Annotated in this window: 21 protein-coding genes; 8 read left to right on the top strand and 13 right to left on the bottom strand. The window is 47.7% G+C overall.

The window, feature by feature from the left end; translation table 11 throughout:
• Positions 1 to 138: 138 nt before the first annotated feature.
• The 5 genes from M3191_RS02980 to M3191_RS03000 all read right to left on the bottom strand — a co-directional run bounded on the left by M3191_RS02980 (position 139) and on the right by M3191_RS03000 (position 6,640).
• Positions 139 to 1,422 (bottom strand): DUF4139 domain-containing protein, encoded by a 1,284-nt coding sequence (locus tag M3191_RS02980; protein WP_251693149.1) that lies wholly within the window; start codon positions 1,420 to 1,422, stop codon positions 139 to 141.
• Between the two features lie 382 nt (positions 1,423 to 1,804).
• Positions 1,805 to 3,427, bottom strand: coding sequence for a long-chain fatty acid--CoA ligase (locus tag M3191_RS02985; RefSeq protein WP_251697950.1), 1,623 nt, complete (start codon positions 3,425 to 3,427; stop codon positions 1,805 to 1,807).
• A gap of 108 nt (positions 3,428 to 3,535) precedes the next feature.
• The gene (locus M3191_RS02990) at positions 3,536 to 4,684 is read right to left on the bottom strand and encodes an acyl-CoA dehydrogenase family protein (protein ID WP_251697951.1); all 1,149 of its coding nucleotides are present in this window, start codon (positions 4,682 to 4,684) and stop codon (positions 3,536 to 3,538) included.
• A 12-nt stretch (positions 4,685 to 4,696) separates the two neighbouring features.
• Complete coding sequence (locus M3191_RS02995) at positions 4,697 to 5,467, bottom strand: SDR family NAD(P)-dependent oxidoreductase (RefSeq protein ID WP_251697952.1); 771 nt, start codon at positions 5,465 to 5,467, stop codon at positions 4,697 to 4,699.
• A 24-nt stretch (positions 5,468 to 5,491) separates the two neighbouring features.
• Positions 5,492 to 6,640, bottom strand: a complete 1,149-nt coding sequence (locus M3191_RS03000; protein ID WP_251697953.1) for a thiolase family protein — start codon at positions 6,638 to 6,640, stop codon at positions 5,492 to 5,494.
• Between the two features lie 200 nt (positions 6,641 to 6,840).
• Between M3191_RS03000 and M3191_RS03005 the strand changes: the two genes are divergently transcribed.
• From M3191_RS03005 to M3191_RS03025, 5 genes are all read left to right on the top strand, one after another.
• Complete coding sequence (locus tag M3191_RS03005; protein ID WP_251697954.1) at positions 6,841 to 7,194, top strand: ABC transporter permease; 354 nt, start codon at positions 6,841 to 6,843, stop codon at positions 7,192 to 7,194.
• Between the two features lie 13 nt (positions 7,195 to 7,207).
• Positions 7,208 to 7,846: a PspA/IM30 family protein gene (locus M3191_RS03010; protein ID WP_251697955.1), complete on the top strand. Its 639-nt coding sequence runs from the start codon at positions 7,208 to 7,210 to the stop codon at positions 7,844 to 7,846.
• 187 nt (positions 7,847 to 8,033) lie between these two features.
• The gene (gene liaF, locus M3191_RS03015; RefSeq protein ID WP_251693136.1) at positions 8,034 to 8,735 is read left to right on the top strand and encodes a cell wall-active antibiotics response protein LiaF; all 702 of its coding nucleotides are present in this window, start codon (positions 8,034 to 8,036) and stop codon (positions 8,733 to 8,735) included.
• The gene (locus M3191_RS03020; protein ID WP_251697956.1) at positions 8,732 to 9,778 is read left to right on the top strand and encodes a sensor histidine kinase; all 1,047 of its coding nucleotides are present in this window, start codon (positions 8,732 to 8,734) and stop codon (positions 9,776 to 9,778) included. The genes liaF and M3191_RS03020 overlap by 4 nt, the downstream gene beginning before the upstream one ends.
• Positions 9,753 to 10,385 carry a response regulator transcription factor gene (locus tag M3191_RS03025; protein WP_251697957.1) on the top strand — a complete coding sequence of 211 codons (633 nt, stop codon included), beginning with the start codon at positions 9,753 to 9,755 and terminating at the stop codon, positions 10,383 to 10,385. The genes M3191_RS03020 and M3191_RS03025 overlap by 26 nt, the downstream gene beginning before the upstream one ends.
• Before the next feature lie 424 nt (positions 10,386 to 10,809).
• On the opposite strand, the gene M3191_RS03030 is transcribed toward M3191_RS03025, so the two are convergent.
• Complete coding sequence (locus M3191_RS03030; protein ID WP_251697958.1) at positions 10,810 to 12,618, bottom strand: mechanosensitive ion channel; 1,809 nt, start codon at positions 12,616 to 12,618, stop codon at positions 10,810 to 10,812.
• Between the two features lie 175 nt (positions 12,619 to 12,793).
• Between M3191_RS03030 and M3191_RS03035 the strand changes: the two genes are divergently transcribed.
• A complete protein-coding gene (locus M3191_RS03035) occupies positions 12,794 to 13,186 on the top strand; it encodes a hypothetical protein (RefSeq protein ID WP_251697959.1) in 393 nt (130 codons plus the stop codon).
• On the opposite strand, the gene M3191_RS03040 is transcribed toward M3191_RS03035, so the two are convergent.
• Positions 13,152 to 16,238: an efflux RND transporter permease subunit gene (locus M3191_RS03040; protein ID WP_251697960.1), complete on the bottom strand. Its 3,087-nt coding sequence runs from the start codon at positions 16,236 to 16,238 to the stop codon at positions 13,152 to 13,154. The genes M3191_RS03035 and M3191_RS03040 overlap by 35 nt on opposite strands.
• Before the next feature lie 99 nt (positions 16,239 to 16,337).
• Here M3191_RS03040 and M3191_RS03045 point away from each other — a divergent pair, with 99 nt between their 5' ends.
• Complete coding sequence (locus tag M3191_RS03045; protein WP_251697961.1) at positions 16,338 to 17,174, top strand: TetR/AcrR family transcriptional regulator; 837 nt, start codon at positions 16,338 to 16,340, stop codon at positions 17,172 to 17,174.
• 53 nt (positions 17,175 to 17,227) lie between these two features.
• On the opposite strand, the gene M3191_RS03050 is transcribed toward M3191_RS03045, so the two are convergent.
• A complete protein-coding gene (locus M3191_RS03050; protein ID WP_251697962.1) occupies positions 17,228 to 17,692 on the bottom strand; it encodes a DinB family protein in 465 nt (154 codons plus the stop codon).
• A gap of 80 nt (positions 17,693 to 17,772) precedes the next feature.
• Positions 17,773 to 18,108 (bottom strand): hypothetical protein, encoded by a 336-nt coding sequence (locus M3191_RS03055; RefSeq protein WP_251697963.1) that lies wholly within the window; start codon positions 18,106 to 18,108, stop codon positions 17,773 to 17,775.
• Between the two features lie 187 nt (positions 18,109 to 18,295).
• On the opposite strand from M3191_RS03055, the gene M3191_RS03060 reads away from it, so the two are divergent.
• Positions 18,296 to 18,946, top strand: a complete 651-nt coding sequence (locus M3191_RS03060; protein ID WP_251697964.1) for a CPBP family intramembrane glutamic endopeptidase — start codon at positions 18,296 to 18,298, stop codon at positions 18,944 to 18,946.
• Here M3191_RS03060 and M3191_RS03065 read toward each other — a convergent pair.
• The 4 genes from M3191_RS03065 to M3191_RS03080 form a co-directional block, all read right to left on the bottom strand.
• Positions 18,915 to 19,949, bottom strand: a complete 1,035-nt coding sequence (locus tag M3191_RS03065; protein WP_251697965.1) for a potassium channel family protein — start codon at positions 19,947 to 19,949, stop codon at positions 18,915 to 18,917. The two genes, M3191_RS03060 and M3191_RS03065, sit on opposite strands and share 32 nt — an antisense overlap.
• A 130-nt stretch (positions 19,950 to 20,079) precedes the next feature.
• A complete protein-coding gene (locus M3191_RS03070) occupies positions 20,080 to 22,287 on the bottom strand; it encodes a sensor histidine kinase (protein ID WP_251697966.1) in 2,208 nt (735 codons plus the stop codon).
• Positions 22,287 to 22,466, bottom strand: a complete 180-nt coding sequence (locus tag M3191_RS03075) for a hypothetical protein (RefSeq protein ID WP_251697967.1) — start codon at positions 22,464 to 22,466, stop codon at positions 22,287 to 22,289. The genes M3191_RS03070 and M3191_RS03075 overlap by 1 nt, the downstream gene beginning before the upstream one ends.
• Complete coding sequence (locus M3191_RS03080) at positions 22,444 to 23,133, bottom strand: response regulator transcription factor (protein WP_251697968.1); 690 nt, start codon at positions 23,131 to 23,133, stop codon at positions 22,444 to 22,446. Before M3191_RS03080 ends, M3191_RS03075 begins: the two co-directional genes overlap by 23 nt.
• Positions 23,134 to 23,308 lie beyond the last annotated feature (175 nt).

A 23,308-nucleotide genomic window follows, 5' to 3' on the forward strand; every position in this document is an offset into this window, starting at 1 on the left:
ATATGTTTATAATTTCTGAAAAAATGGCGTTTTTGAATGAATATTATCCACATGTGAATAAAAAAACACCCGAATGCTAGTCTTATCCCCAGCTCCGGGTGCTTTTCCACATATAAGCATAGCACGAATTGCTATTCGTTAGAAACCAATTGTTCTTCTCGCAGATCGGTCGTGTCGGATTGTGAACTTCACTTTCTCCTCGACATTCACAGGAACATGGACAGGCAGCAGAATCTTATCGCGTTTCTTCTGCCATTCATGTGTCGATTCATCCACAGTCCATAAGTGGCCGGGTACCGGTTGGCGGATAACCGCTTCGACCGGAGTGCTTTTCGTATTGCAAATGCTGTATTCGTATTCGGTATACTCGTATCCGCCTTCTTTGTATTTGCCCGTTTTTTTCGCTTTCACTTCGATGTCGCAAGCTTCTCCCGATTTCAAACGGACTTTTTCATTCACTTCCGTATGCTTAATTGCGTATTCACCGATGAATTCCGCACTGCCATCATCCGGGTTCGTCCGGTACATCTTAAAAACGCCAGCCGGCAACGGAATGCCGAGACCGTTCTCCGCCGTATTATCGAATTCGATGAAGATATCAGGATTCGAAGTCTGTTCATTGATTTCATAAATAATGCGCGCTTTTGAATTGGAGGATGACAGAAGCCGCAGCTGTTTCTGTTGGCGGTCTTCCAAGTCGATTGCCTTCGGGAATGTGTACGTATGGAAATCGGAAAACGCTTCTGTCTTCTTCTTTTCTCGCCTCGATAGCTCAGCGCTCTTCTCTTCGTTTTCATTGCCCGCTTTGTTTAGTGTCCCGGAAATTAGGCGAAGTTTCGCATCTCTGAAAGAGACGCCGGAATAATTCTTCATCGCCAGCCAACCCGACATGTCAAAACGATCGCCATGCATGGATATGACATAATCCGCTTCCCATGTAACACCACCCGTCAAATACGATACACAAACTTCATTGCTTCGCTGCTCGGCTACTTTCCAGACGAGTGTCGGCTCCACATGATTCCCGCCTTCAATTTCCGGGAATCGCAGCTCACCTTTCGGATTGATGATCATTTCCTTCGTTTCAACGTCTTGCATAACAACCGGCCCATTCCCGCGCAGCAACGTGTATGCCCGATCTTGTTTGGTGTACGGATCTTTGATAATTAATTGACGACCGAGATATTTTTCAAAAATCCTCAACTCATCCATTAGGTCATATTCATACACAAGCTCCGATACATCCACCCCTTCAACGATGATGGAATCAGGCTTCAATTTCCTTGCCACCCCGACAAAGTGGACCTCGTCATTTTCTGCAAACTGTGGAATGGAACGTGTATCTTTCACCAGCGCAAAACCATCATTGTAAACAGTAAGGGAACAAGCTGTCGTCTCGGATTTCGGAATTCTGTTCAGCATATTAAAACCTCCTATGTGATTGAACATTCCTCTGGGCGTTCCATAATTATGCTCCCTATACGCTATTCCCTTTTCTGGTCGAATTAATGCGGTGGGGCGGAATAAAGTTTATCACCGACTTGTGGGGCGATATCACCACTTAGAAGTGAGTTATCACCGTTCGCGACCACTTTATCACCACTTAGACAGAGTTTATCACCGCTCAGAAGAGGTTTATCACCGCTCAGCCATAGTTACCACCGATTCGAGGGTGTTTACCACCGTTGCAAAGCACTTTACCACCGCTGCTCCCGCAGTTACCACCGATTCGTCATAAATATGGGGATTCCGCTAGAAAACGCCATCAAAAAACCACCCGCTGTCAAAAGCGAGTGGCACCTTATCACACTTCCAACACATGCCCCTTCAATTTCTCACGCAGGGCGGCTTTCAGGAACTTGCCGACGGATGTTTTCGGAATTTCATCCAAGAACACGACGGCGTCCGGAACCCATAACTTCGCGAATTGGCCTTCCAAGTAGTTAAGCAGTTCGGCTTTCAGCGCATCATCGGCAGTTTTGCCCTCTTTCAAGACAACGCAGGCAAGCGGGCGTTCCACCCATTTTTCGTGCGGAACAGCGATGACGGCCGCCTCGAACACCGCTTCGTGTGTCATCAACGCATTTTCGAGGTCAACGGATGAAATCCATTCCCCACCGCTCTTAATCAAATCCTTCGTCCGATCCATCAGTTTCAAGTAACCGATATCCGTCATGACGGCGATGTCGCCCGTATAGAGCCAACCGTCCTTAAACGCTTCCTCTGTCCGGTCGTCTTTGTAATATTCGCTCGCAATCCAAGGACCGCGAACCGCAAGTTCACCCATCGTCTTGCCATCCCACGGCACCTCGCCGTCTTCATTCACAATCTTCACTTCAAGCCCTGGCATGATCAACCCTTGCAGCGCCCGGATATCGATCCGTTCGTCCATCGGCAAGTCCTCCATGCCGGACGTATAAACCGATAAGCTGACTAGCGGGGATGTTTCTGTCATCCCATATCCGACGTAGAACGGCACGCCGAGCCCCTCTTCGAACGCACGAATCAATCCCTTCGGAGATGCGGAGCCGCCGCTTACAATTCCTCGAAGCGATGATAGATCACGCGGATTTTGCTGTTGCTCCTTCAGAACCGCCAGCCAAATCGTCGGCACCCCTGCCGTCAGTGTCACTTTTTCCTGTTCAATCAAATCAAGGATAAGTTGCGGGTTGAAACCTGGTCCCGGCAGGACTTGCGTAGAACCATAGAAAACAGCAGCAAACGGCATGCCCCATGCATTTACATGGAACATTGGAACAATCGGCATGATGACATCTCCTTCACGCAGTCCCATCGCATCCGCCAATCCGAGCGCAAAACTATGAAGGACAATGCCTCGATGCGTGTAGACGACCCCTTTCGGATTGCCCGTCGTTGCGGATGTATAGCACATTCCGGCAGGCGTGTTTTCATCCAGGTCTTCCGGATAGTCATACTGATCTGATGCCTCTGCCAGCAATGCTTCATAGGAATGGACATTTGCAAGCGTCGTTTCCGGCACATCAGTGCTGTCGCCCATAATTACGTAATGCTTTACCGTCTTCAAGAACGGTGCCAGCTTTTCAAGATGCGGGAAAAGGTTATCATCCACTAGTAAAATCTCATCTTCTGCATGATTGATGACATACGCGATATGCTCCGGTGCCAAGCGGATGTTCACCATATGAAGGATAGCGCCCGTACTCGGCACGCCGAAATAGGCTTCTAGATGGCGGTGATGATTCCAGCCGAAAGTCCCCACTTTCGTCCCGTGCTTCATCCCGAGCTTCGTCAAAGCGTTCGACAGCTTCCTCGTCCGCTTCGCCCATTCCCGATACGGAATGCGATGAATCATGTCTGGCCCTGTGCGCGAGATGATCAGTTTGTTCGGAAAAAACTGCTCGGCCCTTTTTATGAACGATGATAGTAGTAATGGTGTTTGCATCATTTGAATCGCTCCCCTTTTGCGCTTTTATAGTGTGAAACATGTACAACCATCCCAAGTAATCACTTGCGCCTCCACAATCCTATGCGGACAAGCTTCCTGCTATTCTATTTACAACCCCATATTCTTCGCGATGATCATCTTCATGATTTCATTCGTCCCGGCGTAGATCGATGCAACCGGAATATCGCGGTACCTACGCGCAATCTTGTACTCCTCCATATAGCCGTATCCTCCATGCAGCTGCATGCATTCCGCGGAGATTTCACGTGCCGTTTCGGTGATCCAATATTTCGCCATGGACACTTTCGTCACGACGTCCTTGCCGGCCAAATGGTCTTCAATGAGCGATTCAAGAAACGCTTTGCCGAGCTCCACCTTCGTCGCGATTTCCGCAAGCTTGAACTGCGTGTTTTGGAATGAACCGATGGGCTTGCCGAACGCCTCCCGTGATTTCACGTAGTCGAGCGTCATTTCGAGCATATCCTCTGAAGCTGTTTGTGCGGACAATGCGACGAGCAGCCTTTCCTGCTGGAGCTTTTCCATCAGACAGCTGAAGCCCTTTCCTTCGCCGCCGATTAAATTGCCAACAGGCACCCGGCAATCCTCGAAGTACAGTTCAGCGGTATCTTGCGAATGCATGCCGACTTTATCGAGCTTCCGGCCTTTCGTAAATCCAGGTGTGCCTTCCTCAATCATGAGCAAGCTGATTCCCCTATGCTTCGGTTCCGCCTGCGGATCCGTCTTCACGACGACAAGGAACAGAATGCCATTCACACCGTTTGTAATGAATGTCTTTTGTCCATTCACGACATAATGATCGCCGTCCTTTATGGCAGTCGTCCGGATGTTGGCGAGGTCCGAACCGGTTCCGGGTTCCGTCATCGCAACGCCTGTAATAAAATCGGCGGTGATGCATCCCGGCAGCCAACGCTTCTTCTGCTCGTCCGTCCCATATGATTCGATGTACGGAACGACGATGTCATTATGCAGGCCGACCCCCGTCAAGCCTGCTCCGACCCGTTCCATCTCTTCCCCGATGATGACCCCATAGCTGAAATCGAGCCCGAGACCGCCATACTGCTCTTCCACTTGCGGACAAAGGAACCCCATTTCCCCGAGCTTCCGCCAAAAACTGACGGGAATGAGCCGGTCTTCTTCCCATTGATCGTAATGGGGCACCGCTTCCTTCGCCAGGAATTTTCGTAGCGTTTCCCGGAATAGGACATGTTCATCTGTTTCAAATCGGTAACGCGCCATACGTAACCCCCCTCATTTCGGTTGCATCCTAATCGCTCCATCCAACCTGATCGTCTCCCCATTCAATAGCGGATTCGTGAAGATGCTTTCAACGAGCTTTGCATATTCTTCCGGACGTCCGAGCCGCTTAGGAAATAGCGTCAACTCCTCAAGCGCATTGCGCGCAGGATCCGGGAGTCCCGCGAATAGTGGCGTTTCAACGAGGCCCGGCGCAACGGTCATGACACGAATGCCGTATCCGGCGAATTCACGGGCAATCGGCAATGTCATCCCGACGACACCGCCTTTTGAAGCACTGTACGCCGCCTGTCCGATCTGCCCCTCGAAAGCTGCAATCGAAGCGGTATTCACGATTACACCCCGCTCGCCTTCCGCATTCGGTTCATTGCCCATCATAGCGGCGGCCGCCACCCGGATGACATTGAAAGTTCCCGTCAAATTGACGCGGATCACTTGTTCAAAACGGTCGAGAATCATCGGGCCGCCTTTTGAAACGACTTTCCCAGGGGTTGCAATCCCTGCGCAATTAACGACGGCATTCACCTTTCCGAACACCGATACAGATTCAGCTACGTTCACCTCGACATTTTCAGCGTTCGCCACATCCGTTTTCAGGAATAAAACATGATCTTTCCCTAACTCATCGACCAACATCTTGCCACGTTCTTCATTCATATCGAAAACAGCGACTTTACCACCGGCATCCACAATCCTTCGAGTCGTCGCCTCCCCTAAACCGGATGCCCCTCCCGTGACAATCGCTATAATTTCATGCATTTCCATCTGTCCGTCCCCCTGTATGTAACGTTATAATCTTTCAATAATCGTCGCGTTTGCCATTCCCATCCCTTCGCAAATGGCGAGCAGTCCGTATCTTCCACCCGTACGTTGCAGTTCCTTCACCATCGACACGAGCAATTTCGTGCCCGTCGCTCCGAGTGGATGACCGAGTGCAATTGCGCCTCCGTTCGGGTTCAGCTTTTCTGGATCGGCGCCAGTATCCTTCAACCAGGCGAGCGGTACGGGAGCGAATGCTTCATTTACTTCATAAACGTCCATATCTTCAATAGATAGTCCCGACTTCAACAAGACCTTCCGAGTCGCTTCAATCGGTCCTGTCAACATCAAAGTCGGATCCGACCCGACAACAGTACGCGCCACAATCCTCGCAAGCGGCTTCAATCCGAGTTCCTCTGCTTTTTCCTTCGACATAAGCAGGACAGCGGATGCGCCATCACTCATTTGACTGGCGTTTCCAGCGGTGATGACGCCATTTTCATCGAACACAGTTTTGAGGCCGGCAAGCACTTCAGGTGTTGAATCTGGACGCGGGCCTTCATCCCTTGCAACGGTTTCCACTTCACCATCGACGCGATTCACAGCAACCGGCACGATTTCGTCAGCGAATTTGCCTTCTTCGATGGCCCGGATCGCTTTCTGATGGCTTTCGTATGCGAAACGGTCGAGTTCTTCACGGGACAGTCCCCATTGCGCGGCAATGCGTTCCGCGGAAAGGCCTTGGTTGATGATTTCATGTTTCTCCGTCAGCTTGGGACTTGGTTTGGCATCCCTCATATTCGAGAACATCGGCGCCCTCGTCATGCTTTCGACGCCGCCGGCAATGACAATGTCCATATCGCCTGACGCAATCGCTTGCGAAGCGAAGTGGACGGCCTGCTGGCTTGACCCGCATTGCCGATCGATCGTAACTCCTGGCACATGGACCGGAAAACCTGCGATCAAGGCCGCCGTCCGCGCAATATTGCCCCCTTGTTCACCCGACTGCGTGACGCAGCCTAAAATGACGTCCTCTATATCACCTTTATCGATTCCTGCACGTGTTACCAGCTCTTCAAGGACAACAGCTGCAAGCTCATCCGGTCGATATTCCGACAAACCGCCTTTTCGTCTTGCGACAGCGGTCCGTACCCCTTCGACAATGACCACTTCTCTCATATTGGCACCTCATTCTCTGAATTAATTGATAGTTCATATAGTTACAGCTTACCTGAAAGCGCTCCCAATATCCATAGCATTTTTCGGTGTCCCTAGAACAGAATCGGTCTCAGGTCGTAGATGGAAATCCGCTTTGCGGCCGTTTGGGAGAGTCGATGTCCATTGTAAGATGTAGATACAACGAAAGGAGGAACAACAATATGAAAAAATTTGGTCTTGCGATTCTCGGCATAGTGGCGGCAATCGTTGTTCTCGCAAACTTAGGGTCGATTCTGGCACTTGCCATTTCCGGTGCGATCGCTTTTGCAGGGTTCCACTATTACAGGAAGAGTGATTCGACATTCCTGAAGCTGTTCTGGGGAATTGTGCTGCTCATCGGTTTGGTGACAGCTGTTTCAAACGTGCCGGCATTCATCGGCATCATCGCGTTGCTCGGTGTTTACTATGTGTGGCGCAAATGGAATGAGCGTACAAACGAAAATGTAATTGAAGCTGCATATTCAGACGACCCATTCGTCAACTTCGAACGGCAATGGGATGAAATTACAAAATGAGGAGGAAACTACAATGAACAGTTTATGGAACAGATTGAAATACACGGTGCAAGCAGACTTGCATTCAGCGCTTGATAAAAAGGAAGCGAAAAACCCGATTGCGATGTTGAATCAATATATCAAGGAAGCGGAAAAACAGACAGAATCGGTCGGCAAGCTATTGGAGCGCCAAGGGAAGTTGAAAGTTGAGCTTGAGAAGGAGTTTGCCGAAGCGGAAGCGATGCTCGAAAAACGCCGCCGTCAACTGGAGCTTGCGCAGTCGATGGGCGAAGATGATTTGGTCGCCTTCGCTCAAGATGAGGTGATTGCTTACGAAACGCGTGCGAACGAGTTGGCGGCTAGCATTACACAGTCGGAGCAAGAATTGATTGCGCTGGAACGTAAATTCGAGGAAATGAAACATAAAGTGAAAGATATGAAGGTCCGCCAGTTGCAATTGATGGGCAAAGAAAACGTTACACGCGCCCATCGCCGCATGGATCAATTCATCTCCCCCGAAAACGGTGACAAGCAAGTCTCAAGCGTCGAGGAAATGAACGCGTATATCGAAAATCTCGGCGGTAAGATCAATCGCGAGTATGAAGCGTCTTCGATGGAACGCAGATTGGAATTGCTTGAGAAAAATGCCGCAAACAAGGCGGAAATTGTGTAATATAGAAGTGCGTAGGTTTCATTTACAGGGTTTATGATCACTTGCAACGGTTTATGATCACACCGGGATTTATGATCACTTACCGGAATTTATGATCACTTGGAACGATTTATAATCACTTACATTAATTAGATGGGAAGGTGTCCGCCTTCCCTTTTCTATCTGACATCCAGAAGGGGGCATTAGAATGAAACAAATGGATACGAATAAGATGACATTTTGGATAGCTGCGTTTCTTTTGCTCGTTTTCATAGAATCCGCTTTCCTGGCGAATGGCAACATCATCTTCCTCCTTCTCGGTGCCGGATTAACTTATTTCGGGTTCAAGAGACGTTCGAAGTGGATGGCCTTTTTAGGGCTGTTCTTCATTGTTATGGCGTTGTTGACCTTGTGGAGCTTACGTCTACTGTTGCTCGCCATGTTCATTTATGTTTTATTCCACTTGTGGAAAGGGATTCCTGCGGAGCAGATGATGCGTCCGTTGAAAGAGTTTCAAAAGGAGACGCCGAATGGCATTTGGAAAAACAAATGGTTTTCTGTCCAGGCGTCCCCCTTCTCTTCCTATGAATGGGAAGACGTACAAATCCAAGGTTTTTTCGGGGATATCCATGTTGATGTGACCGACACAGTCCTTCCGAAAGGGACGTCATTCATCGCCATCCGGCAAGGGTTCGGGCGGATCAAGATTGACCTGCCTTACGAAATCCCCGTGCGCATCCATTACAATACGTTGTTTGGCGAAGCGCGGATCCTTGATATCAGTCCGAAGCGGATGATCAATGAGACTCTTCATTTTAAGGACGGCTACGACGCGGACATCGGGGACCGGGCCGAGCTGATCATCTCCCTTTCCACATGGATCGGAGATATTGAGGTGGTGCGGAAATGAAGAACTTCTTTGGTCGCAGCCTCTTTTTATCATTCATTTTCACGGGAGTTGCGGCATTGTATTTCTACACGCTCGTCGATGTTCCGTTGAATGAAAGCTGGTTGTTCTTCTATGAAATCCAATATGCGAACGTACCATTAGGCGCCTGGATCATTTTGACTTGCATCACGCTTGGTTCAATTATTGCAGGTTGGATGGGCGGCATCGGCCGTTCCAAAGTGAAGGCGATTGAACAACAGCTGACAGGGTTAGTTCAAAATGAAGAGATTGTGAACGTCTCAAAATCGTTTTCCCCGAAGATTGATAGAACGCTTGAAGACGTGTCCAATATTTTGACGACACAACGGAAAAGCTTGCAGCGGATTACGGATGAACGTGCGGAAGCGCAAGATAAATTGATACAGGAACGGATTGTACAGGAGCGGCAGCGACTCGCACGTGAGCTGCATGATTCCGTTTCCCAGCAGCTTTTTGCCGCTTCGATGCTCATGTCCGCCATAAATGAACAGGAGCATGAACAGACAGTGCAAAAACCGCTATTTCAAGTTGAGCGGATGATACAACAGGCGCAGCTCGAAATGCGGGCATTGCTCCTTCATTTACGACCAGCGGCATTGAATAACAAATCGCTTGCGGAAGGTCTTGAGGAACTGTTAGTCGAATTAAAAGAGAAGGTTTCGTTCGATATCCGTTATCGACTTGAGGAAGTCTCTTTGTCTAAGGGAGCTGAAGACCACCTTTTCCGGATAGCGCAAGAAACGCTTTCGAACACGTTGCGACATGCGCAGGCGACGGAAGTCGATGTCCTATTCGTCGAACGCGATAGCCTTGCTATTTTCCGTGTGCAAGATAACGGGGTCGGTTTCGAGGAGTCGGACGGCAAAGGCGGATCGTATGGATTGCAAAACGTGAAGGAACGGGCGATTGAAATCGGCGGTACATGCAAAATCGTTTCAGTCCCTTCGCAAGGCACAATAGTGGAAGTGAAATTGCCGACGAAAAAGGGGGATGAATCAGATGATACGGATTCTATTGGCGGATGATCATGAAATGGTGCGAATCGGCGTGTCCGCTTATTTGCAGACTCAGCCCGATATGGAAGTCATCGACGAAGCAGTCAACGGGAAAGAAGCTGTCGAGAAGGCGCTTGCATTACGGCCCGATATTATATTAATGGATATGGTCATGCCGGAAATGAACGGCGCAGAGGCAACTGCCGAGATCATCAAGCATTGGCCGGAAGCGAAAATCGTCATCGTCACCAGTTTCCTTGATGACGATAAAGTGTACCCGGCATTGGAAGCGGGAGCCATTAGCTACATTTTAAAAACCTCGAATGCCAAACGGATCGCGGAGGCCATACGCGACACGTTGAAAGGGCAAACCGTTTTGGAACCTGAAGTGACGTCCAAAATGATGCAGAAGATGCGGTCCGGCAATGGGCATCGCCTTCATAATGATCTGACGGAGCGCGAATTAGAGATTCTTCTTTTATTGGCAAAAGGGAAAACGAACCAGGAGATTGCCGATGACTTGTTTATTGCGTTGAAAACGGTGAAAACACATGTCAGCAATCTGTTATCGAAGCTTGAGGTGCAGGATAGGACGCAAGCTGTGATTTATGCGTTCAAGAATGATCTTGTGGAATGAAGAATGGCCGCATGCCCCCGAAATTGGCGTGCGGCTTTTTGGTGGGCAAGCTTTTCGGACAGGAGAATGGGAAATTGCCTGGAAACGAGAACTTTCCCGTGACGAATGAGAACTCTTTGCCTGGAAACGAGAACTTTCCTGTGTAGAACGAGAACTCTTTGCCTGGAAACGAGAACTTTCCTGTGTAGAACGAGAAATTCTAGCGTAGGAGAGTTTCCTGCATAGGTACAAAGTAACGAAATAAGCATAACTATGGAAAAGTCGCGCATAACTATGTCGAACTCGCGCATAACTTGCCGAGATTGCGTCATAACCCCTCCGAACTCGCGCATAACTCGACAACAATGCGCCATAACTTTCTTTCATTAGATAAAAAAACTGCCCCACCACCGGATTTCCGATGGATGGGGCAGTTTCACGTTTATTAATTACCGCGGTTCGGATCGAATGGGTAATCTTCACCTGGATCCGTCGTATTGTAGCCGTCTTTGTTTGTTTGGTTGTATCTAGAGGGATCATTTTCATCGAACGCGTCTGTCATATTCGAATCAGCTGGATCTGACAGTGGCAGTTCATCCGTTGGCAGGTTGCCTGTCCGCGGTTCATAATCCCGACCGGTCGGATAGCCGCTGCCATTGCCAACTGGAGGCACATGATCTTCCTTCGCCGTTTGATCTACGGCCCGTTGAGCGTTAGTCGCGGATTGCTTCGCCTCCCGCTTCATCTCGCTCTTCTCCTGTTCCCATTTCTCTTTGGAAACATCTGCATTTTGCAAGCTGCTTTCCATTCTCGTCAAGTAGCGTGAAGCATGCTCACGTCCACCTAAACCGAATGCAAGTCCAAACGCCAATGCGACGCCCCCAAGGATAAGGATGAAGGCCGCGTTGATGATCGCCGGTGCAATGCCGAGCTGGCTCAATGCCATGAAGAATGCAAACGCGAGAATCGCATATTTCGCTACGTAGCGCAATACGTGAGGAGCACCTGACTGCGTCGTCATAATACTTCCGACAAATTTCTCAGCAAGGTTCGCAAGCCAGAAGCCGATTGCTAAAATGACGACAGCTGCAACGACCATCGGCAAGTATGCAAAGATGCCTGTTGCGAGCGTCACCATGAAGCGAAGGTGAAGCAGTTGAAGCGCTTCAACGACGAACAATAAGATGACAACTACTTGAACAATCGTTCCGATAATGTGAGAGAATGAGATTGTTGTCGCCCCGGCTCGCACACCCATTTTACCGGAAAGCGAGTCGATGCCTAAGTTATTTAGTAGGGAAACGACGACACGTTTAACCCATTTCGCCAAGTAGATGCCTACTAATACAAGGACAACGGCGACCGCAATCTTCGGCAGCATCGTCATAATGTCGTTCAGCATAGCAATAGCTGGTTGAGAAATCCCTTCAAGATCCAATACTTCCAAGGCAGAAATCGTTACCGGCAGCATAATGAGGACAAAAACAATTGTGCCGATAATTCCTGAAATGCTTGTCCCTTTTGAAGAGGATTTCAACTTATGTGCAAACCGGTCTACACCAACCGATTCAAGCAGCTTCGTAACAATCGTACGGACGATTTTCGCGACAACCCATCCAACCGCAAAAATCAACGCCGCTCCTACAAGTTTCGGAATGAAGTTCATGAAGCTCTCCAACATTCCTTCAAATGGCCCGCTAATTCCGCTCAAGCCAAGCGCATGAAGGACAGCCGGCACGAATAGCAGCAAGACGACATAGAACGCAATGTTCGCGGCCGTTTCGACCCATTTCGACTTGTCGATTTCATCGGGGGATCCCCCTGCTTTAGCAACGTACTTGTTGAGCTTCATCTTGCCGCCTACTGCCAAAATCACTTTCTTGACAATCAACGCAAGAACCCAAGCCAGAAGCAGGATCAGCGCCGCTTTCAAGATGCTTAGAACCGCTCCGCCAATTCCGGAATACATCGTCATGAACGGCGTTGCGATCATCGATGCATTCATGATGTTAAAGAAGAGAAGGAATGCTAATAGAAGGATACCGAAGAAGAAGACTTTGCTGATGATCTTTTCCACATTCCATTTACCTTCTTTAACGTCCAGCCTTTCATTGACTCTGGATTTCTTCAAACGTTTGTGCACTGCATTTTCCACTGCTTTCGCAATGAAAAAGCCGATTAGCAGGATGACCAACCCGAGAATCAATTCAGGCAGCCAACTAAGCATGTTGGCAAAATACATATCTCTAAACATTCCGTGTCCTCCATTCATTTAGATAGTCTATTAGTGACTATTCCTATAAACGCGGGGGACTAAACCTATTAATCTATTATGTCTTGTCTCTTTGAGCGCGGGAACAGCTGCTTTGGGCGCGGAAGTCACCTCTTTGAGCTCGGGAGCAGCGGCTTTGAGCGCGGGAGACACCTCTTTGAGTGCGGGAGCAGCGGCTTTGGACGCGGGAGCCACCTCTTTGGACGCGGGAGTCACCCCTTTGGACGCTGGTCCCACCTCTTTGGACGCGGGAGTCACCCCTTTGGACGCGGGAGCCACCTCTTTGGACGCGGGAGTCACCCCTTTGGACGCGGGTCCCACCTCTTTGGACGCGGGAGTCACCCCTTTGGACGCGGGTCCCACCTCTTTGAACGCGGGAGTCACCCCTTTGGACGCGGGTCCCACCTCTTTGGACGCGGAAGCCACCTCGGTGGACGCAGGCCAGTTTCCCGTTCGCGATTCCACAAAAAAACAGAAGAAGGAACAAGTTTCTGCTCCTTCTTCTGCTCCACCTATTAATCCTCTTCCAAATCCAAACGATTCTTCTTGAACATCTTCGACAAAATCTCATAAACGATAGGCACGACAATCAGCGTCAACAATGTGGAGCTGACCAAGCCGCCGATAACTGTGATGCCGAGACCTTTCGAGATCAATCCGCCGCCTGCTCCATTTCCGATTGCCAATGGAATAAGGGCGCCGATTGTAGCGATCGCTGTCATAAGGATTGGACGTAAACGAGTTGCACCCGCTTCCAGTATAGCTTCACGCATTTTCAATCCTGTACGTTCCATCCGGATAATTCGGTCTACGAGTACGATCGCATTCGTGACAACGATACCGATCAACATCAACAGACCCATCATGACCGGAACGGAAATCGTTTCGCCTGCGATTAACAGACCAACAAATGATCCGATTACTGCAAATGGCAGCGAGAACAGAATCGCAAACGGGGCGACTCCTTCACGGAACGTCACAACGAGGATGAAGTAGACAATCGCAATCGCCGCAAGCATTGCGATGCCGAGTTGTGTGAATGCTTCTTCCATGTCAGCCGCGACACCTGCCGTATCGAATGCAACGCCTTTCGGCAGATCCAATTCGGCAATCGCCTTGTCGACTTCGGAAGTCGCTTTCGATATGTCCGCGTCTACGAGCTTACCGGAGACAGTGGCATAATATTGGCCTTTGCTCCGGGCCAGCGTATTGAAAGTCGATCCCTCTTCCACCTTCACTAACTCTGAAAGTTTAATTGTCGTCCCCATTGCCGTCGGAACTTCCTGTTCCAGCATGTCATCGATCGATTTCGGCTGTTCAGTCGCCTTCTGCTTCACGACAACTTTCAATTCATCTCGGTCTTTCCCGACCGTCGTGACAACTTCCTGCGTTCTTGACGGGTTAAGCATCATGATGATCTGCCCAGTCGTCAACCCATGCTGCAACAGCTCATCCTGCGTTGCTTTCAATGTGTACTGAACGTACGCATCCTCAGCACTTGAAGAGACATCCTCAATGCCTTTGTTATCTCCCATGACTTTTTCAACCTGCTGGACAGCTTCCTTCAGGCTGCTTAAATTTTCACTGTAGAACGAGTAGCTAATTTCATTTGTGGACATTCCCATGGAACTGAAATCCTGGCTCTTCCATTCTCCGGATTGGCCGATGTTGAATACATAGTCTTCGACTTCTGCACGCGCTCCTTGAAAGTCTTTCATGTCCGGGTCAAAGATGAGATACATAAGCGCACCATTCGACCCGCCGCCCATCATCGCGGTCATCGGGTCGGCGCTGTCCATGATGGATAATTGGACAATGTCGATATCATCGCGTTTCAGCATTTCCTTTTCGACAACTTCAACGTTCGCCATCGTTTCATCCTCAAGCTCACCCGTTGCAGGCGTGTACGTAATGTACATCACTTTTTCTTCATCGCTTCCTAAGAAACTGAAGCCGATTAGCGGCATAAGCCCTAGGCTACCCGCCAATAGAACGACGGAGATGATTGACGTTATGACTTTATGATTCAATGACCAACTTAATACGCCTTTATACCAGTTCGCCATTTTACCGGCTTCTTTATGCTGGCTTTCCTTCTTTTCACCATAAAGCTTTTTCCTAAATAGGAAATGGGACAATGCCGGCACGATCGTAATCGCGACGAGCAATGAAGCACCAAGCGCAAATGACATCGTCAATGCGAACGGCAAAAATAGCTCCCCTACCATGCCGCCTACAAAGATAAGCGGTGCAAATACCGCAACCGTTACGAGCGTCGAAGACATGATCGGCTTGAACATTTCAATCGTTGCTTCGCGAATTAACGCGCGGCCTGACAGCTTCTCAGTTTTCAAATGAAGTCGCCGGTATATATTTTCCACGACGACGATGGAGTCATCGATGACCCGGCCGATGGCGACTGTAATTGCCCCAAGCGTCATAATATTGAGCGTAATATCCATCCAATTCAGCAACAATAACGCCATAAATACTGAAACTGGAATTGAAACGATAGAGATAATTGTAGACTTGAAATCACGCAAGAAGAGTAGAATGATCAATATTGCAATCAAACCACCGAAAAGCGCCTTTTCAACCATCGTCGATACAGAATGCTCAATCGGTTCTCCTTGGTCAAGTGATACATCGACGACTAAGCCATCAAGCGCTTTTTCTTCATCCTTCATCAACTTCTTCACGTCATTTACAACATCGACCGTATTCGCACGTTGTCCTTTGACGATTTGGATCGCAATCGCATTTTCACCGTTTGTACGTGAAACGGACTGCACCTTGCCGACTTTTTCAATCGTCGCAATATCGCCAAGCTTAACGAATGGCGATGGATTTGCCTCTGACGGCGTGACAGGGATTAGCATGCCCTTCAGCTCATCAATTGTCATGAACTTGCCATCGACAGCAACAGCCTGCTCGCCTTCCTCAAACTCGAATAGACCGAGTGAAACTTCCATATTGCTTGCTTGGATCATTTGCTTAACGCTGTCTTCTTTCAAACCAAGCTGAGCCATTTTTTCCTCGTCGTACGTAAGCTCCACTTCTTCGATATGCTGTCCCGAAATCGTCGCAGATGCAACGCCGTCGATCTTATCAATTTTCGGAAGCAAAATGTCTTCGACAGTGGATGTCAGTTCAACGATATCTTCGGTTGTGCTGCTCACGCTTAACGCTACGACAGGCATCATATTCATGCTGATTGCTGTAATGATTGGTTCCTGCGCGCCTTCCGGCAAGGATAACGAATCCATCGCTGAAGCCAATTCCCTTTTCGCTTCATCCATGTCTATGCCGTAATCATATTCCACCTGGATGCTCGACATATTGGAATATGAATTGGAGTAGACGGATTTCACATGATCTAAGTTCTCTATCGCCCTCTCGATAGGTACCGAGACTTCCTCCATGACCTGTTCCGGCGTTGCACCGGGATAGACGCCCATCAACATTAAATACGGAATCGAAATATCCGGCAGCGTCTCTGTTTTCATTTGCGTTGCCGAATAAACCCCCGACACTGTTATAATAATGGTGAGTAACCATACTGCTAATTTATTCTTAAGAACAAAATTGACTAACCCTTTCACCCTTACACCTTCCCCTACATTGACAGTTTTGACTCATTTCTTCATACTAATGACTACACGGTCAATTGTCAAGAAATAGCATAGGAGCGATTTGAACATATGACAAAAAAACAACTGATTATGGAGAAAGCTTTGGAGCTCTTTGCAAAGCAAGGATTTGAAGCGACGTCTGTCCAACAAATAACTGACCATTGCGGTATTTCCAAAGGAGCTTTCTATTTATCGTTCAAGTCGAAAGACGAGCTGATTGTCGCGTTGATCGATCACTTTATGAGACAGTTCACTGCAGACATTGACTACGTGGTCAATCACGAGCAGAATGACGCCGATTTATTATATAAGTTCTACTACACGACGTTTCAATCGTTCAATAAACATTCCGATTTTGCCAAGATCCTCATGAAGGAACCGACGCAATCATTCAATGAAGAGCTGTTCACAAAGCTTCATAATTACAATAAATCTCTTGAAAAAATAATCCTATCTATGATCGATCGATTATATGGCGAACAAGCCAATGACTTAAAATACGATTTAGCGTTTTGCATTAAAGGCTTCATGAACACCTATTCCGAATTATTCCTGCTGTATAAATTACCGATCGACTTGGATCTGCTCGCACGATCCCTCGTTGAAAAGACGGATCTGTTAGCTAAAAACATGACACTTTCCTTCATTTCAGATGAATTGATTCAGATGATCGATCAGCCTTTAAATGAAGAGCGTACATTGGCTCAAATTGTTGAGATCGTGGAAAAGAATATTGAGGATATGGAGGATTCAATCGAAAAAGAGTCGTTGATCCTCTTGAAGCAAGAGCTGTTGGAGCCGGCGCTGCATCCGGCAATCGTGAAGGGATTATTGGAGAATATTCGCCAACATCCGCATTGCAAATGGGTGGCTTATTTACTGCGGAGGCATTTTGGAATAAAGTAAGCAAAAACGCTTTGGCAGCTATTGAAGCTTTTCAAAGCGTTTCTCGTCTTAATTTATTCTCCGATCGTCCGGTTCAATCCATGGATGACGCCTGTATGCAGACCTTCATGCCATATAGCGAATTGAAAAACCGCATCGACTGTTCCCATCGTTAACATGTCGCCAATTTTAATCGGTTCAGGCAGCACTTGGTCAAGACTGCCTTCCAATGCTTGAACGACACGTGGCAATTGTTCCTGTAGAGCTGCAAGCAATTCCTCTTTGGAAGGGACTTGACCTTCCCATTTTGCAGGGCTCGTCCCCATTCCAAAAAACGCCTCCCACTCATTATGCTGCGGCTCAAAAGATGGCAAGACCTTCGCCGCGAACTGTTCCAGTGAAATGTAAATATGCCCGACATTCCAACGAATCGTATTATTGAATCCCGCCGGTTGCTTATCCCAAGCATCTTCCTTCACCTGTGATAAACGCCCCACCGTATACATTCTTGCAAACTTCAATTGTTCAATTGTTGACATTTCCAATTCCCCCTTTACTTCATCATACTATAAAAAGGAATGAAAAAGGAAAAGCGGACATCCGCTGTTGGGTGTCCACTTTACGTCAAATCTATCGGTTTGTCATTTCTCTTTTGGCTGTTCCACTTTTCTCGGGTCATACTGTTGAATTCCCGATTTTCATCCGTCTGCATTTCCAAAGGCACTTCATTTCCCGTCAGTTGGAATTCATCGACAAGCGGCTTATTTTCACTATAAGCTGATGGGTCATGTATGCCTGTTCTGTCTTGTGCATTTTTACGGAATTCATGTGTCCAGTTCGAGTCGGCAGGATCCGCCAAAGGCAGTTCGTACGTAGGTCCAATCCCTTTTCCTGGATGCAGGATTTTCGGTTCCAGATCCTTTTTGTTCGGATATTTACCATCAACAATCGTCATATGGATTCCTCCTTTTTCTCTCATCAAACAAGGAAATCCCTCGCAAGGCGAGAGGTGGTTTCCATCTATACCCGTCCTCGTTTAGTCGCAAACCTATTCTTTCAAAATAGTTCGCAAATGAAACATTTTCCTATTTAAGACGTCAAAGTTACATAGATAGTAATGGAGAAAATCGTGGGGTGAATGGATGCAAAAATGGTTCGGAGTTGTCTTTCCTATACTTAGCATTGTGCTGTTGTTATGGATTGAGCAAAGTGTCGGCGTAACATATGGAGTTAAAACTGTCGCGAAGGTGATGCTATTTCTCGCAATCCCTTTGATTCTTTTCCGCGCGACGAAGTTTCCATTTCTCCGGTTTCGGAAAGCTGACCGAAAGAGCATTCGGCTCGCTTTCATTTTAGGAATTTCGATCATGGCGCTCATTATCGGGGCATTCCTTTTATTGCAACGGTTCATTGACATCGCTTCTGTGCGGGACGACTTGCTGCAATCCGGCATTACACCTGCCGTATTCCCGTTCATCGCACTATATATTTTGATCGGAAACTCGGTCATAGAGGAATTCTTTTTTCGAGGACTCCTGCCCAACCTATTCGGCCAGTCAAAAATACGGTTCATCCTGCCGCCATTCTTTTTCGCCGTTTATCATATCGCCATCTTCTTGCCATGGTTCACATTGCCGATTTTACTGCTAGCTGTCGGCGGACTTTGGGCGGGCGGGCTGATCTTTCAGCTTGTGAATGAAAAATGCCGCACGATCCTGCCGTCTTGGATCATCCATATGTTTGCGGATCTTGGCATACTATTTATCGGGGTGTATATCCTTTATTTTTATTGACACGGAAATGCTCGATTTTTTTTGGATTGCCGATGACGATCAACGTATCTCCCTGCTGAAATTTTTCATTCAAATCCGGATTGCTAAGCAGTTCTTCATTCCGCAAAATCGCGACGAGGGTGATTTCAAAGTATTTCTGCAGGTTCGCGTCCTCGATTGTCATTCCGATAAACGGTTCCGTATGATCCAGTGCAACTTCCCCTACCATGAACTCTTTTTCTTCCGATCGGATCAGATCATTGATGAAGTCGGTGCCGTTCGGTTTCATGATAGACATCGCCAACTCCCTGCCCCCGATGATAGACGGGTTAATGACGCTATCCGCGCCCGCTTTTTCCAATATATCCTCCGAGTCATCCCGTTCCGCACGTGCTGAGATGACAATGTCCTCGTTGATGCTCTTTGCAGTCAAAGTGATGAAAACATTATCGGCGTCATTGGATAAAGTGGTGATAAGTGCACGGGCTTGATCGACACGGGCTTGCAGCAAGACGGCTTTGTCAGTCGGATCGCCGATGATCCGAAGAGTGCCCGGTTCGACGACTTCCAGCAGATCACTTTCATTGTCATGAATGACTAAAATCTGAACGCCTTCCTCCTTCAATTGCTTATACACTTGCCGACCGACGCGCCCGAAACCGCAGATGATGATATGGTCAGTTAAATTGGCAATTTGTTTTTCCATCCTTCTCACCCACACCCTATTCGATAATTGCTGTTCGATGAAATAGGAAGCCCCGATTCCGAGTGCATATGTCACGATTCCCGCTCCTAGCGGCACAAGAAACAAGGCAAACCACCGGCCTTCTTCTGTCGTCGGATAAATGTCTCCATAACCGATCGTCATGACTGAAATGATTGTCATCCAAAAGGCATTGAATGGGGATAAATCTTCAAAATACATGAATCCGACCGTCGCCACGACGAGCAGCAGCACCATTATAGCGAACAAGAAAATGACCCGCTTATATCGCCTGTCCAAATCCATCCATCGGCTATACAAACCGGCCACCTCCGTGCAAAAGTTTTTCTTTTTGTATTCCTTTAGTTGGGGGGTTGTAAACCTTCAGTCGATCTTTCAAATGAAAAAACCGCATGCCTGCCAATTTTTCTCAGCAGTGCATACGGATTGTTTATTTTGTCGGTACGGTCACAGTCACTTTGAACAGATCGCCATCAAGATCGATTTTCATAATTCCACCGTGCATGTCAACGATTGATTGCGCGATTGCTAATCCGAGACCCGATCCGTCGGTATGACGCGATGTGTCTGCACGCTTGAAACGTTCGAACAGTTCATCGACATTTTCACCAAGCTCATATTTCGTAATGTTTTTCACGACGAATTCTGCAGACTCCCCTGCTTTTTGCAGCGTTACGTACACGCGAGTGCCCGGCAATGAATATTTGATGGCATTGACGATCAGGTTATCAAGTACGCGCCACCATCTTTGCCCATCCACGTAGGCGATAAGCATGTCTTCAGGCAGTGCCGTTCGGAAGTCGAGACCGGAGTTGGCAATCTCTTCAGCATGTTCCGCAAGTGCTTGCTGTAGCAATTGCGTCAAATCGACACGCTGTTTATGTAACTCCAGATTGCCGCTTGCCATTTTCGACACTTCGAATAAATCCTCGATGAGCGTCTTCAATCGTTGCGATTTTTTATCAAGTATATCGACATATTTCGCGCGTTCTTCTGGTGTAATCGTTTCATCCTTCAACAGATCGGTGTACGTGATGATCGAGGTCAACGGCGTCCTGAGATCATGGCTCACATTTGTGATCAATTCCGTTTTTAGCCGCTCGCTTTTCGCCTGCTCGGTCATGGAAACCCGCACACCTTCACGAAGATTGTTCAGGTTTTTCGCGTGCTCCGCGAGCGGTGAACGGCCTTCAACTTTAATATCTTCATTCAAACGTCCTGCTGCCATCTGTTCCGTCGAAATGATGATCCGGTTCAAGTACGCGGAACGCCGGACGAAAATATAGAGGGCAGGAAGGCCAAGAAATATGACGCAAAATGTGTAGAGGATGAATAAGGGCCCATCCATAAGACCGACTATGAATCCAATTCCCGCTAAGAAAAATCCGATAAGCAGGATGAACGACTGAACGCCGATCGACTTTTTCAAGAACATCTCACGCCATGCTTTAAGGAATTGAAGCGTATAACTGTTTTTTATATCCCTTGCAAATACCCCTTTTTTCTCCCATCGTTCCACACTATTCACAAGCTGGAATGCAAGCAAGGCAGTCATGAGGACGCTGCCTAAAAAGATGGTGCCCAGCCAAATAACCCAGCTTTCCAATCTTTGTTGTGTAAAGAAGTTCAGCAGATTATAGGACTTGCTGTTGATGGATTCTACTAAAATTAGCGCTGACATGAAGAATGCCGCTGCCTTTACATCGATTTTCACATCAGAACACCAATCAGCAATCGGTGTTCCTGTCACCCATTCCTTCCGAAACTTCATGACCGTTAATAAGGTAATGAGTGCTAGTAAGCCAAGAGCCCAAAAGGCATACATGCCATATTTTCCTTTGTTGAAATCCTTGTATTGTGCATATAAAGCGCCGCCCTTCTCAAAGGCCGCCTTAGGAACAATGACAACACCTTCAAAGGATTGCACGGAATTTGCCATAGCAGTTATTTCTTCATCAGACACGTGAGCATCTTCATAATATTTAACGTATGTCGTTGTCCACTCCGAATAGCGTCCTGGAAATGAACTCACCTTTAAGTAGTGACTATTTGCACTGAAGTTCTTTTTATAACCGGCAGGCTGCGTAATATCACCCTGAGAAAACGTTTCGCCAGTTTCTACATTCTTCAACTTATAGGCGACATGCAAGGAGTAGGTTTTGTTTTTAATTTCATTCAGATAATTTTCCAAAACTTTCTCTTTCGCCTTGCGGATTTTCGCCTCTATATGTGCATCTCCCTCAAAATTCTTACGGATATCCTCCAATTTCATATCCCGTTCTTCAATCAGCGTGCTTTGTAATAATTCATTTTCAACAACTTTCGCATCCGCGATCCTTTGTGCGTATTGATCATGGATACTGGCAAGTTGGTCTGCCAATGTGCCATAGCGAGTCCGATGCTCTTCAATTTCCCTATCTGATACTGTAATTTTCTTCTTTGCCTCTTCTATATTGATCGGGTTTAGCACGGAAGGACCGATCACATCATAAAACTCTTCTAACCGCCACTTCATATCTTCCGAATCGGAAAAGTCTTTTCCAATCAATCCCGTTCCCTGTCTTGCAAATGAAAGGCTGGCAAGCAGCACAATTGTAACAAGCGCTGACCATATTACTAATAGGGCTTTATTTTTCATCAGGCTGTGCCTCCTCTAATGATGCGTGAAAAATAGGCGATGGCACGTGTTGATCGTTCCCAACCGTTTTCGAACATATCGATGATGTAGGGGAAACAATAGCCGATGCTGACGAATGCGATGCAGATGGAGAACACCGAAAATACGACGCCCCAATCACTTTTCGATTTTGTAGCCAATTCCCCACACCACCTTTACATATCTCGGATTTTTCGGATCCGCCTCGATTTTCTCGCGTATTTTACGGATGTGGACCGCCACAATATTTTCCGCATTATACGCTTCTTCATTCCACACTCGCTCGTAAATCTCATTTATGGAAAACACACGCCCCGCGTTTTTCATGAGCAATTCCGTAATCTTATATTCGATTGGCGTCAGCTTAACCGGTTTCCCATCAACCGATAACTCTTTCGCGTCCTCATCGAGCGCCAACCCATCAATCTCGATTTTTTTCTGACCATCGTATGTACCGAACTGGACATACCGGCGCAGCTGCGACTTGACGCGCGCCATCAGCTCAAGTGGGTGGAACGGCTTCGTCACATAATCATCCGCGCCGACCGACAATCCATGGATCTTATCCGAATCCTCCGCCTTTGCACTCAGCATGATGATCGGAATGTTCTGCGCCTCCCGGATTTTGAACGTCGCCGTAATCCCATCCATATTGGGCATCATAATGTCGAGGATGAGCAGATGGACGTCATTTATGGTGAGCAGGTCGAGCGCCTCTTTTCCATCCGCTGCTTTCAAAACGTTGTATCCTTCATTTTTTAAATAAATTTCAATCCCATCACGGATCTCCTTATCATCATCCGCCACAAGCACTGTAAACTTCGCCATCATCCGCACCTCGCTTTCCTCTATGATACCAATTGTATTGGGTAAATCTTAACATTCGATGAGGGGAATTATGAAGAAATTCTTAAGATGGCGAGTTGAGCGGTGATAAACTCAACGTTGGCTGCCACAGTTGATGAATTTGCATGGAGTTCGCGGTGGAAAACAACCGAATTGC

This window comes from Sporosarcina luteola (assembly GCF_023715535.1).
In the GTDB taxonomy this organism is placed as follows: domain Bacteria; phylum Bacillota; class Bacilli; order Bacillales_A; family Planococcaceae; genus Sporosarcina; species Sporosarcina luteola_B.